This window comes from Mesorhizobium sp. LEGMi-168a, assembly GCF_058312955.1.
Genome location: NZ_JBZEGV010000001.1, coordinates 19,079 through 35,837, shown reverse-complemented (window position 1 = coordinate 35,837; position 16,759 = coordinate 19,079). Strand labels below are relative to the sequence as shown.

The window sequence follows — 16,759 nt, the reverse complement described above, 5'->3', positions numbered from 1 at the left end:
TACCCCGCCCCATCATGGCAGGCTCGCGGCAATGTGCAAGCGATAGCTGTTTTAGGATTCCAGCACATCCTTGACGATGGTCGCCAGTTGCTTGAGCGAGAACGGCTTGGGCAGGAAACCGAAATGCGCGTCGGCGGGCAGGTTTTTGGCGAAGGCGTCCTCGGCATAGCCGGAAACGAACACGAACTTGATGTCCGGCTGCCGTTTGCGCAACTCGCCGAGCAGCGTCGGCCCATCCATTTCCGGCATCACCACGTCGGAGACGACGATGTCGACCTTGCCGCCGAGGGCCTCGAAGACCTCCAGCGCCTCGACGCCGGACGACGCTTCATGGACCGTGTAGCCGCGCGAATTCAATGCCCTGACGCCGCCCATGCGAACGGCATCCTCGTCCTCGACCAGAAGCACGGTCGCCGAACCTGAGAGATCCTTGACGGTATCGGCCGACTTGGCCGGCACCGCGGCAACCGCCGCGGTGTCGGCAGGCTCGCTCGCCTTCTTCACCTCCGCGACGTGTCGCGGCAGGAAGATGCGGAACACCGTCCCCTTGCCGACCTCGGAATCGCAGAAGATGAAGCCGCCGGTCTGCTTGATGATGCCGTAGACCATCGAGAGGCCAAGGCCTGTGCCCTTGCCGACCTCCTTGGTGGTGAAGAAGGGTTCGAAGATCTTCTTCAGCACGTCCGGCGCGATGCCGCTGCCGGTGTCTTCGACTTCGACAAGCGCATAGTCGGCCGGGGCAAGCTCGCGATAGGCGAAGGATCTGCACTCGTCGGTCGTGACGTTGCGGGTGCGCACGGTGAGGTCGCCGCCGGCGGGCATCGCGTCGCGCGCGTTGACGGCGAGATTGACCACTACCTGCTCGAACTGGCCGATGTCGACCTTGACCGGCCACAGGTCGCGGCCGTGATCGATCTTCAGACGGATGTCGTTGCCGACCAGACGGGCGAGCAGCATCCGCAGATCGGCGAGAACATCGGTCAGGTTGAGCACTTCCGGCCGCAGCGTCTGCTTGCGCGAGAAGGCGAGCAATTGTCGAACCAGGGACGCCGCGCGGTTGGCGTTCTGCTTGATGTTCATGATGTCGGGGAAGGACGGGTCCGACGGACGGTGGTTGGTGAGCAGGAGGTCCGACGCCATGATGATGGCGGTGAGCACGTTGTTGAAATCGTGCGCGATGCCGCCGGCAAGCTGGCCGACCGCCTGCATCTTCTGGCTCTGCGCCATCTGGCCTTCGAGCGCTTTCTGCTCGGTGGTCTCGACCGCGTAGACGATGGCGGACTCCTCCACCCCTTCGCCGCCGGCGCCATCGGCAACGGCGTTGACGTAGAAGCGGATGTGGCGCTCGTCATTGCCGGGCAGCAGCGAGTCGATCGGCTCGATATTGGCCTGCCGCTGCCGCGCCTTTTCGAAGGCGGCGGCGAAGGCCGGCCGGTCGCGCTCATGTATTACGGTCTCGAAGCGCACGCGCCTGTCTACCGCGTCGCGGTCGACGACGGACGAAAACAGCGACAGGAACGGCGCGTTGGTGCGCAGGATGCGCCCGCTGGCATCGACGCCGGCGATCGCCATCGGCGTCGAGTTGAAGAAGCGGGTGAAACGGACCTCCGAGGCGCGGAGGTCGGCGGAAGCGTCCTCGCCCTGGGTGCGGTTGAGCACGATGGTGCGGGTCGGCCCGTTCACGCCTTCGCGGCTCGCCGAAACGCGATGCATGAAGCGGACCGGCAGCGCCTGGCCGCTCATTGTCGTGAGATCGAGGTCGATGACGGCATTGCGCGTGGTGCCGGGATCCGCCTTGACCGAGCGGACGAGCGCCATGCCGTCGCCGGCGACGATTTCCGGCAGCGTCACCGCGCCCGGGGTGAAGCTGGCAAGGTCGATGCCCAGCCATTCGGCAAGGGTGGCGTTGATATAGGTGACGCGGCCTTCCTGATCGGCCGAGAAGAAGCCGGCCGGGGCGTGGTCGAGATGGTCTATCGCCTTTTGCAGGTCGAGGAAGAACCGCTCCTGCTCCGCCCGCTCCTGCGAGATGTCGGCGATCTGCCAGGCAAGCATCGGCAGCCGCTGGCCCGGCACGTTGAAGGCGCGGGCCCGAGTGCGGTACCAGCGCGCGCCAGGCTCGGCCCCGGGCTTGATCGACTGCGCCAGCCTGAATTCACCGTCGCCGGCCTGGCCGTCGCGCAGACCGGACGCCAGCCGGTAGATGGTCATCGAGGCCTCGGGAACATCCGAAAGCAGCCCTTCAACCGTCTTGAGATCGGCTGCCGAAGCAGCGCCCGTCATGTCGGCATAGGCCCGGTTGGCGTAGATGACGCGCCCCTTGGTGTCGGTGACCAGGAGACCTTGCGACATGGAATCGACGAAGGCCTTCGACAACTCGTCGCCAGTGGAGCGCGGAGCGATCTGCACGAAGCCGATCGCCGTCGCAAACAGGAAGCCGACGCCGATCATGGCGAGCACACCCAGCATGCCGAGCAGGAAGGGATCGCCGAGGCGCTCGCGGAACAGCCCGAAGACGATCGCGGCGCCGGTCAAGACGACGATGAAGATGATGAGCCTGGTGACGGCGCCCGGACGCGTGTTTTGGTCGACGATCGGTACCGGATAGAAATCGCCGCGCGTTTCCTTGGCCATGTGCCCCCTGCTCGTGATTCCGATGCCCCGACACCCGCGAACGGCCGGTTGAATCACATTCTCCTGTAGCGGAAAAGGTCCAGACGGCAAATGTCCGATAAAATCAACGATTCATGTTTCAAACTGTTCACGATGCGTGATGCGAACTTGCGGTCGCTAGTCCCAACGGTCTAGTGTCGCCTCACCTCACAAATGGCGATTGGGTGCACCGATGCTGCAGTGGCTGGATAGCGTGGCGGGTCCGGGTTATGTCGCTGCAATCCTGTGGACGTTTGCAGCCCTTATCCTGCTGGTCGTCGTCCTGCTCGTCATCAAGGTGGTCCGCAACCTTACCTTCGGCACCTTCGTTGCCGGCGGCAGGAACCGCAAGACGCGGCTCGCCGTCATGGACGCCACTGCTGTCGACAGCCACCGCCGGCTGGTGCTGGTGCGGCGCGACGATATCGAACACCTGATCCTGATCGGCGGCCCGACCGATGTCGTGGTCGAACGCGACATAAGGCTGGCCGCGCCCCGCCGCCCGGCGCTGACCGGCGACAGCGGCCAGCAGCAGGCCGCCGCGCCGCGCCCGCGCCCGCCACAGCCAGCGCCGGCACCGGCGAAGCACCCGCCGCCGCCGGCGCCAACTGCCGAGCCCGCGCGTCCGCGCACGGCAACTTCCGCGCCCAAGCCAACGGCGCCGAGCCAGCCGACGGCGAAAGTCATGCCGCTCCCTGCCTATGGAGCGAACGGCAGCGTCCGGCATGCCCCGCCGCCGCCCTCCAACGACTCGATCGACGATACGCTGATGCACGAACTCGAGGCATCGCTGGACGAGTCGCCCCCCAAGCCGGCAAGCAGCAAGCCGGCAGCAAAACCTTCGCTCGATGACGAGATGACCAAACTTCTCGGCGAGCTTGCCAGCCACAAACGCTGACCCGGCAATACACGGCCTGATAGCCAGTGGCTTACCGGCCTGGAAGCGTTCGCGGCAGGTCGAACCACGGCAACACGCTGTTTTCGAACCTTGTCATGGCGCAGATCCGATCCCCGGACAGGGTCAGCACGATGAGGCCGATCCCATGGCTGATGCCGTCGGATCCGCGCAAATAGGCGCCGAAGGCCGGCTGTCCGTTGGCCCTGGTCGCCACAAGGTCGAACCTGCGCCCCGCGCCGAAAATCCCGGCGCAGAAACGGGCCACAAGAGCTCGCCCCTGATATTCGAGCGGCATTGGCGGCATCGAAATGAACACATCGTCGGTCAGCAGCGTCACCAGCGTGTCGACATCGGCGGCTTCATAGGCTCCGACGAACTTCGCCACGATCGCCCTCTCCTGCGCCGAATGGGCGACAGGCGGCGGCTCACGACCGGCGGATGGCGGAGGCCGCCGCCGCAGGCCGGCGCGCGCTCGCTTGAGGGCGCTGTTGGCCGATTCTACAGTCGAATCCAGCATTTCGGCGACTTCCTTCGCACCGAAACCAAGAACATCGCGCAGGATAAGCACGGCGAGCTGGCGAGGCGGCAGCACTTGCATGGCGGTGACGAAGGCCAGTGAAATGGACTCCGTCCGCTCGTAGAGCGCATCCGGGCCGAGTGGCGCCTCGAACGCGCCGTTGAGCAGGCTGTCGGGAAACGGCTCCAGCCAGACGACCTCGCCGAGCCCGGTCGGCTCGGGCGGTTCGACGCCGGGAATGTCCCACGCCTTTGCGGGCCGCCGGCTGGCGGTGCGCCGGGCGTTGAGGCAGCGGTTCGTGGCGATCCGGTAGAGCCAGGTGCGCAGCGAGGCGCGCCCTTCGAAGCCGTGGAACCCCTGCCAGGCCGAGAGCAGTGTGTCCTGAAGGGCGTCTTCGGCATCCTGGAAGGACCCGAGCATGCGGTAGCAATGCAGCTGTAGCTCGCGCCGATGCGGCGCAATCAGGTCCCGGAACGCTTCACCATCGCCTGCCCGTGCCTTCTCGATCAGATCGGCCATGCTCGTCATCGCGCTCTCCCGGCTTCCCGTCGCTTCTTCCCGTTAGACACCGGCTCCGGCCTGAAATGGGCGGCGCCCCGTTTTGCGGTGCGCCCAGTTTTGCGGTGCGCAGGTGTCTTTATCTGCGTGTGGCTCCAACGCGCCGATGCGTTCGAGCGGCCAGGAAGCAAAAATCGAAAGGAACAGGACATGTTGCTAAAGGGCAAGATTGCGGTGGTCTATGGCGCCGGCGGCGCCATCGGCGGAGCCGTCGCGCGCGCATTTGCAAGCGAGGGCGCCGAGGTCTTTCTGACCGGGCACAGGCGGGCGCCCGTCGAGGCCGCCGTGAAAGATATTGTTTGGGCCGGTGGCGTCGCCGAGGCCGCGGTGGTCGACGCGCTCGACGAGCCGTCGGTGGCGACCCATCTGCGATCGGTGGTCGACAAGGCCGGCCGCATCGACATCTCGTTCAACGCCGTCGGCGTGGCGAATGCGGCGATATTGGGCGTGCCGCTGGCCAAGATGGACGTCGAGCAGTTCGCGCTGGCAGTCGGGGCCTATACGACCTCCTACTTCCTGACCGCGCGCACGGCGGCGACCCATATGATCCCGCAGAAATCCGGGGTGATCATGACCGTCACCGCGCTGCCGGCGCGCATCGGCACCCCGCTCAACGGTGGCTACGGCCCGGCGCAGGCGGCCAAGGAAGCCCTCACGCGGGATTTGTCCTACGAGCTCGCGCCGCAAGGCATTCGCGTGGTCGGCCTGCGGCCGCACGGCATTCCCGAGACCGCCACGATGCGCGATATCTTCGAGCTCAAGGCGGAGGCTTCGGGCATGAGCTGGGACCAGTTTCAGGCTTATCTCGCCGGCACGACACATCCCAAGCGTGCGATGGCTCTCGACGAGGTGGCGAACATGGCGGCCTTCATGGCCTCGGACCGGGCGAGCGGGATGACGGGAACCACCGTCAACCTGACCATGGGTACCCTAAGCGAATAAGCGGCCTACGAAGGCCGCTTCCACTGCCTGCCGAAAACAAAAAATGGCCGGCGATCCCGGCCATTTTTGCAAATTTCATACCGGCCCGCGTCAGTCGTCGCGATAGACCTTCTCGCGGCGCTCGTGGCGCTCCTGCGCCTCGATCGACAGCGTCGCGATGGGGCGGGCATCGAGCCGCTTCAGCGCGATCGGCTCGCCGGTTTCCTCGCAATAGCCGTAGGTGCCTTCGTCGATGCGCTGCAGCGCGGAATCGATTTTCGAGATCAGCTTACGCTGGCGATCGCGGGCGCGCAGTTCGATGGCTCGGTCGGTTTCGGAAGAGGCGCGGTCGGCCAGGTCGGGGTGGTTGGCGTTTTCCTGCTGGAGGATTTCGAGGGTTTCACGCGCTTCGCGGAGGATGTCGTTCTTCCATGTGATAAGCTTCATGCGGAAGTAAGATTTCTGCCGTTCGTTCATGAACGGCTCGTCTTCGGAGGGTACGTAATCGGCGGTAGCGATATCGTTCATTCGACTCACCCAACAACCCCAAATTTGGCGCCTATATATTCGCGGACCGAAGGCTGCACAAGCGCAATCGGCGACAGTTTCACGCAATTGTTAGTGCGGGGGAGGCCAGCACAGACAGCGCCTTTCGCAGTAAGGGCACAGCCGAATTCCTGTACGATTCGCTATGTTTGAGCGATGCCGGCCATTGTGCATGGGACGCTTCTCGTGGCTAATCCCATAACGCCTTGGGCGGATTTTCGTTGCTTGGCAGCAGTGAGGGATCGGGTTGAGCAGACTTTATCTGTTGAGGCATGCCAAGGCCGGATGGGCGCTGCCCGGCGTTCGCGACTTCGATCGTCCGCTCGACGAATCGGGCATGGCCGACGCCGAGGCGATGGGCGATGCCATGCGGGCCCGCAACTATGTGCCCGATGTCACGCTTTGCTCCAATGCCAAGCGGGCGCGGCAGACGCTCGAGGGTCTTGCGGGCCGCACCGACACCGGCCGGGTGCTGTTCTTCGACACGCTCTACAGCGAGGATGCCGCCGGCTACCTCGACATCATCCGCAAGAATGGCGGGGCCGGCTCGTTGCTGGTGATCGGCCATAACCCGATGACGGAGGATCTCGCCATGGCGGTGTCGGGCGACGGCGACGAGACCGCGCGCGGCATGCTGAACCACGGTTTTCCGACCTCCGGCCTCGCCGTGGTGCGCTTTCCCGGCGATCTCGATGAAGCAGGCCAGGGCAATGGCTATCTCGAAGCCTTTCTGACCCCCGCCGATCTCTGACACCATTTCAAACGCCCTGCTCAAGGCCTATATCGGACCCTGACGGGCGACCCAGAGGCAGATTTGGCATCATCGCTGACCACTTTCACCGACGAGGCGAGAATTGCGCTCGACACGTTGTCGGGCCGCGCCGCGGAGCTCTTCTCTCCATCGCTGCGCCTCGGTGTCACCGGTCTTTCCCGCGCCGGCAAGACGGTGTTCATTTCCGCCCTCGTGCACAACCTGATCCATGGCGGCCGGCTGCCGCTGTTCCAGGCGCAAAAGTCGGGTCGCATCGCCCGCGCCTTCCTCGAGGAGCAGCCGGACGACGCCGTTCCCCGTTTCCAGTATGAGGACCATATAGCCGCCCTGGTCGACGATCGCGTCTGGCCGGATTCGACGCGCGCCATTTCTGAACTGCGGCTCACCATCGAATACGAATCGGCCTCCGGCTGGAACCGGCTGTTCTCGGCGGGAAAGCTGTCGGTCGACATCGTCGACTATCCCGGCGAATGGCTGCTCGACCTGCCGCTGCTCGGCAAATCCTTCGCCGATTTCTCCCGCGAGGCGGTCGAGCTGGCGGCACTGCCCGTGCGGTCCGGCCTATCGCAGGCCTGGCGGGAATTGGCCTCCTCGATCGATCCGGACGCCGACGCCGACGAGATGACGGCGCGCCGTCTCGCCGAAAGCTTCGCCGCCTACCTCAAGGCCTGCAAGCTCGACGAGCGCGCGCTTTCGACACTGCCGCCCGGCCGTTTCCTGATGCCCGGCGATCTGGAGGGCTCGCCGGCGCTGACCTTTGCGCCGCTGATGAAATTGTCCGAAAGGCGGCGCCCTGGATCGCTGCAGGCGATGATGGAGCGGCGCTACGAGGCCTATAAGACGCATGTCGTGAAACCGTTCTTTCGCGAGCACATCACCCGCCTCGACCGCCAGATCGTGCTGATCGACGCCATGCAGGCGCTCAACGCCGGCCCGGCCGCCATGGCCGACCTCGAACGCGCCGTCATCGAAATCCTCTCCTGCTTCCGGCCCGGACGAGGCAATTTCGTCACCGACCTGTTTTCGCGGCGCATCGACCGCATCCTGTTGGCGGCGACCAAGGCCGACCAGTTGCACCACGAAAGCCATGACCGGCTGCAGGCGATCGTGCGCCGCCTGGCGGACCGTGCCGTCGCGCGGGCGAACTTCAGCGGCGCCGATGTCGACGTCGTCGCCATGGCGGCCGTGCGCTCGACCCGCGAAGGCACGGTCAAGCAGGGCCGCGAGACATTGCCGGTGATCATCGGCACGCCCTTGAAGGGCGAGACGATCAACGGCGAGGCATTCGACGGCATAACCGAAACCGCCATATTCCCCGGAGACTTGCCGGAAAAGGTCAACGCCGTGTTCGAACTTCCCGGGTCGCAGGCCGAAAGCCCCTGGCCGCAGGCTGAAAACAATGAGCCGGCGATCCGTTTCGTGCGCTTCCGTCCGCCGAAGCTCGAGCGCACGGCCGAAGGCGTCACGCTCTCGCTGCCGCATATCCGGCTCGACCGCGCGCTGCAGTTCCTGATCGGAGATCACCTGGCATGACCCCGCCCCGCAAACCGGCGGCCTTCCGCATCGAGCCGGAGCCAGCGCCAAGGCAGGAGCTACCGCCGAAGCATCGCGCCGACGAACGGCCCGCGCGCAAGCCGCAAGCCGCCAGGTCCGATGTCGCGGTCGTCATTCCTTCCGAGATCGACGTCTTCGACGAGCCGGATATCGGAGAGGCCGCGCCGCCGCCGGCGACCGCTCCAAGGAAACGCTCGCTGCTCGCCCGCCTGTTTTTCGGCGCCTTCGGTGTGCTGGTCTCGCTCGCGGTCGGCCTGTGGACGGACCAGCTCATCCGCGACCTGTTCGCGCGCGCCGAGTGGCTGGGATGGCTGGCGGCCGGCGTGGCGGCAGTCGCGCTTTTGTCGCTGCTGGTCATCCTTATCCGCGAATTCCTCGCAATCGCTCGCCTCGCCGAGGTCGAGAAGCTGCAGCGACGCGCCTTGGACGCGGTGGCGCGCGACGACCCCAAGGCCGCCCGCGCCCTGGTCGACGAGCTTTCCGCTTTTGTCGCGGCAAAACCCGAGACCGCGGCCGGCCGCCGCTCGCTTGCCGAATTGCGCGGCGAAATCATCGACGGCGGCAATCTGGTGCGGCTTGCCGAAACCGAGATCCTGTCGCCGCTCGACGCCCGCGCCAAGACGATGATCCTGGAAGCCGCAAAACGCGTCTCGCTGGTGACGGCGGTCAGCCCGCGCGCGCTTGTCGACGTCGCCTATGTCGTGTTCGAGGCGGGCAGGCTAATCCGGCGCCTGTCGGAACTTTATGGCGGCCGTCCCGGCACGCTGGGTTTCTTTCGGCTGGCGCGCGGCGTGCTCGCTCATCTGGCGGTGACCGGCTCGATCGCCGTCGGCGACAGTTTCGTGCAGCAGATCGTCGGTCACGGGCTGGCCGCGAAACTCTCGGCAAAGCTTGGCGAAGGCGTGGTCAACGGCATGATGACGGCGCGCATCGGCATCGCGGCCATGGAAACGACGCGGCCGCTGCCGTTCATTGCAGCCAAGCGCCCTGGCCTTGGCGATTTCCTCTCAGCGCTGACCTCGTTCGCGACGCGAAAGGACGGCCAGGCCGAGCAGTAAGGTAAATGCCGAAACAGCCGGCGGTGACGAAGCATTAACCAATCTTGTTCATGGTCGTTCCTGTCCCAAGAACAGACTCTGTCGTGCCGGGTGTCGTCCATGAAAAGCGTGATCTTGTCCTGCGTCCTGCCCGTGACGGTTGCGCTCGCCGCACCGCTCGGCCTCGTCGAAAAGGCTTTTGGCGCAGAGCCGGACAAGCAGTTCTTCCGTTCGGTCGAAGGCAAATGGGTCGGCCCTGGCGAAATCATCGCCGGCAAATACAAGGGCACGAAATTCACCTGCAATTTCAACGGCTCCACGCCTGACGGCAAGATCGGCATGAGCCTCGATGGCGACTGCCGGGTCGGCGTCTTCACCCAGAAGATGTCCGCGACCGTCGAACGCAACGGCCGCGATGGCTACAAGGGCAACTTCATGGGCGGCTCGGCCGGCAATGGGCTCGACATCATCGGCGGCAATGTCGTCGACCCGCAGAAGGTGGTCTTCACCATCAACCGCAATCAGTTGAACGGCGTCATGCAGGCCCGTATCCCCGACGACAATTCGATGACCGTGACGGTCGCCGTGCGCGTCAACAAGCAACTGGTGCCCGTGATCGGCATGAGCCTGAAGCGGGTCGACACGGTCGAAGTCGGCTCCATCGCCAAGAACTGACCCGGCGTGGTTCCAGCGACCCTGCCATCCGTTAAAAAGACAACTTAGCTCACGGTCGGGAAGTGGCAGGCCACTTTGCGGCCTGGACGATATTCCTTCAGGTCCGGCCGTTCCGAACGGCAGCGTTCAACCGCGATAGGGCATCGCGGGTGGAAACGGCATCCGGACGGAGGCTTGAGTGGGCTCGGCACGTCGCCGGTGAGGATGATGCGCTTGCGCGCGCCCGTGGGCGTCGTCTCGACGACGGGGACCGCCGAGATCAGCGCCTGGCTGTAGGGATGGGCCGGCGTCGCAAAGACTTCTTCCGCCGGTCCTTCCTCGACGATCGAGCCGAGATACATGACGGCGATGCGGGTCGAGACCTGGCGCACCACCGACAGATCGTGGGCGATGAACATATAGGTGAGCTTCAGCTTCTCCTGCAGATCGGCGAGCAGGTTGACGATCTGGGCTTGTACCGACACGTCGAGCGCGGAGACGGGCTCGTCCAGCACCACAAGGTCGGGGTTCAACGCGATCGCCCTCGCGATGCCTACGCGCTGCCGCTGGCCGCCGGAGAATTCATGCGGATAGCGCATTACATGGTCCGGCAGCAGTCCGACCAGCTCGAACAGCTCGGCCACCCGCGCGCCGATCTCCTTGGGCGAAAGCTTGCCGTGGATACGCAGCGGCTCGGCAACGAGATCGCCGACGCGCCGGCGCGGATTGAGCGAGGCCGAAGGGTCCTGGAAGACCATTTGCAGGCGGCGACGCAGCGGCCTCAGCTCAGACAGGGATTTCGAGGTGATGTCGTCGCCCTCGAACAGAAGCTTGCCGTCGGTGATGTCGTAGAGCCTGACCAGGCAACGTGCCAGCGTGGACTTGCCGCATCCGGATTCGCCTACCAGCCCGACCGTCTCGCCGCGCCGCACGGTCAGCGAGACATTGTCGACCGCATGGACGGTTCGTCGGCCTTCGGCGGAAAAGCGGGTGCCGATCGAGAACCGCTTTGCCAGCGCACGCGTCTCGAGGATCGGGCGGTCGGCGTCAATCATTGCTTCGCTCATGCCTGTGCCACCCGAAAGCATGCGGCCGCGTGGCCGCCGTTGCCGAGACCCGGCCTGTCGACCTCGCAAGGCTCGTAGCGGACCGGACAGCGCGGACCGAAGGCGCAGCCTTGCGGCAGCCGTAGCAAAGACGGCGGCGAACCGGGGATCGCTGGCAGGCGGCGCGGTTTCTGGCCGGTCAGCGGCGGGATCGAACCGAGCAGCGCCCGCGTATAGGGGTGTCGCGGATCGGAGAACAGCTCCGCGCGGCTGCCACGTTCCACCACGCGGCCGGCATACATGACCATGACGCGGTCGGCGAGTTCGGAGACCACGCCCATGTCATGCGTGATGAAAACCACGGCCGACTTATGCTTGGCGCGCAATTTGCGCACGAGGTCGAGAATGCCGGCCTGCACGGTGACGTCGAGCGCGGTGGTCGGCTCGTCGGCCACCAGCAGCGCCGGATCGCAGGACAAGGCCATTGCGATCACCGCCCGCTGCCGCATGCCGCCCGAAAGCTGATGCGGATAGCGCGACATCGCCTCATGCGGATTGGGGAAATTCACTTCCGCCAGCAGCTCTTCGACGCGCTCCATCGCCTTGGCCTTGCTGACGCCGCGATGCGCCCGGATCTGTTCGGCGATCTGCCAGCCGATCGTATAGACCGGCGTCAGCGCCGTCATCGGATCCTGGAAGATCATCGCGATCTCGTTGCCGCGCAGGCGCCTCAGCTCGCGCGGCGGCAGGCCGACGAGCTCGCGGCCCTTGTAGTGGATCGAGCCTTCGATCGTGGCGTTCGGATCGGTGATGAGGCCCATCACGGCAAGCAGCGACACCGTCTTGCCCGAGCCGGATTCGCCGACGACGCCAAGGATTTCGCTTTCCTCGAGATCGAAGGAAACGCCGTCGATGGCGCGCACCGGCCCGTCATGGGTGCGGAAGGACACTTTGAGATCGCGCACCGACAGTATCATGATGCCCTCAGGCGCGGATCGAGAAGGATGTAGACGAAATCGACGACCGCATTGGCAATCACCACGAACATCGACGCGTACATGACTGTCGCCATGATCATCGGCAGGTCGAGGTTCTGCAGCGCGTCATAAGTGAGCTTGCCGATGCCGTGCAGGCCGAACACGACTTCAGTGAGCAAGGCCGAGCCGCCGACCAGCGCGCCGAAGTCGAGGCCGAACAGCGTTACGAAGGCGATGAGCGAGGTGCGCAGCGCATGGCGGAACAGGATGCGGGTCTCCGACAGGCCCTTGGCGCGGGCGGTGCGGATATAATCTTCCTGCATGGATTCGATGATGGCCGCGCGCAGCACGCGCCCGTAGATGCCGATATAGAGGATGGCCAGCGTGATCCATGGGATGACCAGCGTCAGGAACCAGCCTTTCGGATCGTCGGAAAAATTCTTGTAACCGAGCGGCGGCACCCAGGAGAACGCCCAGCTGTCGTGATACCGACTCTGGGTGATCAGGTTCATCACTTCGCCCAGCCAGTAGACCGGCATGGAAATGCCGAGCAGGCCCAGCGCCATCAGCAGCTTGTCCAGCCAGCTGTCGCGGGTGGCCGCGGCGACGATGCCGATGACGATCGACATAACCACCCACAGGATTGCCGCGCCGAAGACCAGCGAAAGCGTCACGGGGATCGAATCCATGACGGCCGGCACGACCTTCCAGCCGCGATTGACGAAGGAGGTCAGGTCGCCGGTGACGAAGATCTTCTCCATCATGCGCGTGTATTGCACATAGAGCGGCTGGTCGAAGCCGAAGCTGTGCCGCACCGCCGCCAGCACTTCCGGCGAAGCGTTGCGGCCGGCGATGCGCGCGGCAGGATCGGCGCCCGGCGTGGCAAAGAAGATCAGGAAGACGATGACCGAGATGCCGAACATCACGAACAGCATCTGACCGAAACGGCGAAGGATGGCGTAAAGCATCAGTCGCGCCCCAGTCGGACCTTGGAGCGCGGGTCGAGCGCATCGCGCAGACCGTCGCCGAAGACATTGAGCGCCATGACAGAAGCGGCGATCGCCAGCCCGGGCACCAGCGCCACAAGCGGCCGGGTGTAGAGCAGCGCCTGCCCGTCCTGGATGATGGTGCCCCAGCTGGCTGCCGGCGGCTGCACGCCGATCGACAGGAACGAAAGCGCCGATTCCGTCAGCATGTTGAGCGCCATCATCAGCGGCACGAAGACGATCAGCGTCGTGGTGATATTGGGCAGGATGTCACGCCACAGGATGCGCCAGCCCGGCACGCCAAGATTGATGGCGGCGAGCACGAACTCGCTGTGCCGCAGGGCGAGGACCTGCCCGCGGATCGGGCGCGCTACATAGGGTATATAGACGATGCCTATGATGATGATCGGCAGCCATAGGCTGCCCGATTGGATCTCGATCGGCCCGATCGCGATGCCTTGCGCGATGGTGACGATGGAAAGCGAGATCGCCAGCAGGTAGATCGGGAATGCCCAGAGCACGTCCAGGAAGCGCGAAAGCACCGTGTCGGTGATGCCGCCGAAATAGCCGGCGATCAATCCCGCCAGCGTGCCGAAGATCAGCGTGAAGATGGTGGCGGCGCCGGAGATCAAAAGCGAGTTGAGCCCGCCATAGAGCAGCCTTGCCATGACGTCGCGGCCTTGGCTGTCGGCACCGAGGAAGTAATTGCCGAGCCGCCAGGTCGGACCGATCGGCGTGTAGCCAAGCCCCAGCCCCTCGGTCGATTGCTCCATCACCGGAGCGTCGGCGCCGTCGATCTGGATGACGGCGTCGAGCGTCGAGGCGAACGGATCCGTGCCTGCCCATTTCGCGTAGAGCGGCGCGCTGAAACAGGCGAGAACGATGAGGAGGAACACGGCCAGGGACGCCATGGCGGCCCTGTCCGTTGCCAGCTTCGCAAACGCGACGGCCCAGGGCCCTCGCGTCTTGCGCGGCATGGCGGCGACTTGGCTGGACACGATGTGCCTTCCGCGGTTCGTTACTGCACCCAGGACTGGGTGATAATCCAGTTGAACTGCGGGTTGAACTTGAAATTGCCGATGCGCTTGCTGACGAAATCAAGCCGCTTCGGCGTGAAGAGACCGACCGCCGGCGCCTTGTCGGTCACCTGCTTGTCGATTGCCGCCCAAAGCTTGTCGGCTGCCTTCTGGTCGGTCACGCCGAGGTCCAGCGCCTTCTGCATCTGCGCGTCGATGTCCTTGTCGCAGAAGCCCGAAATGTTGATCGAGGCGTCCGAGCCTTCGCGATAGGAGGCACAGCTGAACAGGATGTTCAGGAAGTCCGACGCAGCCGGATAGTCCTTGTACCACTGGGTGACGGACATCTGCACTTTGTTGTTGGTGTTCTGGATATAGGTGAACTGCAGGTTGGACGAGATCGGCTTGACGTCGGCGACGTAGCCGATGTTGGTCAGCACGCTCTGCAGATAGACGCCAATGGAACGCGAGATGGCGGTATCCTCGACGATGATGGTCACCTTCTGGCCCTTGGTGCCCGATTCCTCGACGAGTTGCTTGGCCTTGTCGACATCCGGAGCCGACCATTTGGCGCTCGGGTTCTTGGTGAAGGAGCAATAGTCCTCATGTCCGGGGAAGTCCGGGGGCAGGACCTGGCAGACCGGCGAAGCCAGCACCTTGCCGCCGAACAGCTTGACCAGCGTGTTGCGGTCGACGGCAAAGGCGACGGCCTGGCGCGCCTTTTCATTGTCGAACGGCGCCATGCGGGTGTTCAACGGCGCATACCACCAGGCTGAAAGCGGCGAGATGTGCAGCTGGTCCATCGACTTGCTGCCGAGTTCGCCGAGACGGTCGCTGGGCAGCGCGTCGAACATCCAGTCCGCTTCGCCGTTCTGGATCGCGGTCACCGCCGCCTCTTCCGAGAGGCCGAAATCATATTGCACGACATCCGGGTAACCGTCCGGCTGGGCTTCCTCGCTCCACTGCTTGAAGTTCGGGTTGCGGGAGACCGTCATGCCCTTGTTGGGATCGAAGGCCGAGATCATGTAAGGGCCGGTGCTGGGGATGGGCTTGGAGCCCATGTCCTCCGTCGGCGTGTCCGCCGGCAGGATCACGGCATGCGGCAAGGCAAGCTTGTAGAGAATCTCGGCGTCCGGCTTGGTGAGATTGAGGGTGATCGTGCCGGCCGCCTCGTCGGCGACGACGCCACCTTCCAGCGTGCAGCTCTTGGTGTCGGCCAGGCATTTGTCGGCGCCGACGATGCCCGCATAGAAGGTGCCCGACGTCGGCCCGGAAACCTTGAAGATGCGCTGGAAGGAGGCGACGACGTCCTTCACGCCGAGATCCTGGCCGTTGGAGAATTTGATGCCCTTGCGCAGCTTGAAGGTGAAGGTCTTGCCGTCATTGCTGACCGTGGGCAGCGCCTCGGCCAGATCGGGAACGACGGAAAAGCCGTCGACGCCCTCGGCCTTGCGGAAAGTGACCAGGCCGTCATAGATCGGCTGGTACATCTGCCAGCCCTGGTCCGTGTAATTGATGTGCGGATCGAGCGTTCCGGCAGCCGAGCGGGCGAGCAGGCGGATGGTGCCGCCTCGGTGCTCCTTGAGATATTCGGCCTGCGCCGGGGCCAGCCACGAGCCGGCCAGCAGTGCCGCGGCCGACGCCGCCAAAAGCAGTTTCTTCATGTCGTCATTCCCCTTTTCTCAGTTGTCATTGTCGTCCAGGAAGCCTCCCACCACCCGCATGCACGCCTGTTGCTCCTCGACATGCGGCATGTGGCTGGAATGCTCGAATATCTCCCAGCGCGATCCCTTGATGCCGTCCATGAAGGGCTGCACGGTCGCGGGCGTGGCTTCGTCGTAACGGCCGGAGATGAGAAGTGTGGGAACTTCGATGGCCGGCAGGCGGTCGATGACGCTCCAGCTCTTCAGCGTGCCGATGACGTGGAACTCGTTCGGGCCGTTCATCACATTGTAGACGGTCGGATTGCGAACGATCTGGGCGAAAGTCTCCGTCACCTCTGGCGGGAACGGCACGACCCGGCAGACGTGCCGTTCGTAGAACGCCATAGTCGCTTCCTGGTAGGCCGGATCATCCGTCGTGCCGGCCTGCTCGTGCCGGGTTAGCGTCTCCTGCACGTCCCTGGGCAGATCGGCGCGCAGCCGGTTTGCCTCCTCGACCCAAAGCTTCATGGAAGCCGGCGAGTTGGCGATGGTCAGTGACTTCAGGCCTTTCGGCCGGGTCACGCCATATTCGGCGCCCAGCATGCCGCCCCAGCTCTGCCCGAGCACGTGGAAGCCGCCGCGGATGCCGAGATGGTCGACGAGGTTTTCCAATTCGTCGATGAAGAGCCCGGGCGTCCAGAAATCGGCGCCTTTCTCAGGCAGCAAGGTGGAATTGCCGCAGCCCAATTGGTCGTAGTGGATGACGGCGCGGCCGCCTCGGGAAAGAAGCTTGTAGGCGTCGACGTAATTATGCGCTGCGCCCGGCCCGCCATGCAGGATGACGACAGGAGCCTTGCCGGCATCGAGCTCGCCGCTGATCCGATACCAGGTCTCATAGGCGCCGAAGCCGGCCCGGCCTTCCTTGCTGACGATCTCGGTCGACATCCCGGTTCCTTGCGCGGTTGAAGACATGCTGTTGCCG

Annotated in this window: 15 protein-coding genes; 6 read left to right on the top strand and 9 right to left on the bottom strand. The window is 64.6% G+C overall.

Annotation, left to right across the window (positions count from 1 at the left end):
- Positions 1-51: 51 nt before the first annotated feature.
- Positions 52-2,634, bottom strand: a complete 2,583-nt coding sequence (gene cckA, locus AC4FWB_RS00150) for a cell cycle histidine kinase CckA (RefSeq protein ID WP_491023768.1) — start codon at positions 2,632-2,634, stop codon at positions 52-54.
- A gap of 211 nt (positions 2,635-2,845) precedes the next feature.
- Here cckA and AC4FWB_RS00145 point away from each other — a divergent pair, with 211 nt between their 5' ends.
- Positions 2,846-3,550, top strand: coding sequence for a hypothetical protein (locus AC4FWB_RS00145; protein ID WP_491023767.1), 705 nt, complete (start codon positions 2,846-2,848; stop codon positions 3,548-3,550).
- 31 nt (positions 3,551-3,581) lie between these two features.
- On the opposite strand, the gene AC4FWB_RS00140 is transcribed toward AC4FWB_RS00145, so the two are convergent.
- A complete protein-coding gene (locus AC4FWB_RS00140) occupies positions 3,582-4,586 on the bottom strand; it encodes a sigma-70 family RNA polymerase sigma factor (protein ID WP_491023766.1) in 1,005 nt (334 codons plus the stop codon).
- Between the two features lie 189 nt (positions 4,587-4,775).
- Here AC4FWB_RS00140 and AC4FWB_RS00135 point away from each other — a divergent pair, with 189 nt between their 5' ends.
- Positions 4,776-5,567, top strand: coding sequence for an SDR family NAD(P)-dependent oxidoreductase (locus AC4FWB_RS00135; RefSeq protein WP_491023765.1), 792 nt, complete (start codon positions 4,776-4,778; stop codon positions 5,565-5,567).
- 90 nt (positions 5,568-5,657) lie between these two features.
- On the opposite strand, the gene dksA is transcribed toward AC4FWB_RS00135, so the two are convergent.
- Positions 5,658-6,074 carry an RNA polymerase-binding protein DksA gene (gene dksA, locus AC4FWB_RS00130; RefSeq protein WP_126093785.1) on the bottom strand — a complete coding sequence of 139 codons (417 nt, stop codon included), beginning with the start codon at positions 6,072-6,074 and terminating at the stop codon, positions 5,658-5,660.
- 265 nt (positions 6,075-6,339) lie between these two features.
- Here dksA and AC4FWB_RS00125 point away from each other — a divergent pair, with 265 nt between their 5' ends.
- The 4 genes from AC4FWB_RS00125 to AC4FWB_RS00110 all read left to right on the top strand — a co-directional run bounded on the left by AC4FWB_RS00125 (position 6,340) and on the right by AC4FWB_RS00110 (position 10,130).
- Positions 6,340-6,843: a SixA phosphatase family protein gene (locus AC4FWB_RS00125; protein ID WP_126100510.1), complete on the top strand. Its 504-nt coding sequence runs from the start codon at positions 6,340-6,342 to the stop codon at positions 6,841-6,843.
- Between the two features lie 63 nt (positions 6,844-6,906).
- On the top strand, positions 6,907-8,397 hold the full coding sequence (locus tag AC4FWB_RS00120) for a YcjX family GTP-binding protein (protein WP_491023763.1): 1,491 nt from the start codon (positions 6,907-6,909) through the stop codon (positions 8,395-8,397).
- A complete protein-coding gene (locus AC4FWB_RS00115; RefSeq protein WP_491023762.1) occupies positions 8,394-9,476 on the top strand; it encodes a YcjF family protein in 1,083 nt (360 codons plus the stop codon). Before AC4FWB_RS00120 ends, AC4FWB_RS00115 begins: the two co-directional genes overlap by 4 nt.
- Positions 9,477-9,575: 99 nt before the next feature.
- Positions 9,576-10,130 carry a hypothetical protein gene (locus AC4FWB_RS00110; RefSeq protein ID WP_491023761.1) on the top strand — a complete coding sequence of 185 codons (555 nt, stop codon included), beginning with the start codon at positions 9,576-9,578 and terminating at the stop codon, positions 10,128-10,130.
- Between the two features lie 44 nt (positions 10,131-10,174).
- On the opposite strand, the gene AC4FWB_RS00105 is transcribed toward AC4FWB_RS00110, so the two are convergent.
- From AC4FWB_RS00105 to AC4FWB_RS00080, 6 genes are read right to left on the bottom strand one after another with little or no spacing between them, the layout of a single operon-like run.
- Positions 10,175-11,164 carry an ABC transporter ATP-binding protein gene (locus AC4FWB_RS00105; protein WP_491024319.1) on the bottom strand — a complete coding sequence of 330 codons (990 nt, stop codon included), beginning with the start codon at positions 11,162-11,164 and terminating at the stop codon, positions 10,175-10,177.
- Positions 11,165-11,172: 8 nt separating this feature from the next.
- Entirely contained in the window at positions 11,173-12,132 is a 960-nt protein-coding gene (locus AC4FWB_RS00100; protein ID WP_491023760.1) for an ABC transporter ATP-binding protein, read from the bottom strand.
- Positions 12,129-13,100, bottom strand: a complete 972-nt coding sequence (locus tag AC4FWB_RS00095) for an ABC transporter permease (RefSeq protein WP_491023759.1) — start codon at positions 13,098-13,100, stop codon at positions 12,129-12,131. Before AC4FWB_RS00095 ends, AC4FWB_RS00100 begins: the two co-directional genes overlap by 4 nt.
- Positions 13,100-14,095 (bottom strand): ABC transporter permease, encoded by a 996-nt coding sequence (locus AC4FWB_RS00090; protein WP_491024318.1) that lies wholly within the window; start codon positions 14,093-14,095, stop codon positions 13,100-13,102. The genes AC4FWB_RS00095 and AC4FWB_RS00090 overlap by 1 nt, the downstream gene beginning before the upstream one ends.
- Before the next feature lie 41 nt (positions 14,096-14,136).
- On the bottom strand, positions 14,137-15,798 hold the full coding sequence (locus AC4FWB_RS00085) for an ABC transporter substrate-binding protein (RefSeq protein WP_491023758.1): 1,662 nt from the start codon (positions 15,796-15,798) through the stop codon (positions 14,137-14,139).
- Positions 15,799-15,816: 18 nt separating this feature from the next.
- Positions 15,817-16,722, bottom strand: a complete 906-nt coding sequence (locus tag AC4FWB_RS00080) for a proline iminopeptidase-family hydrolase (RefSeq protein ID WP_491023757.1) — start codon at positions 16,720-16,722, stop codon at positions 15,817-15,819.
- Positions 16,723-16,759 lie beyond the last annotated feature (37 nt).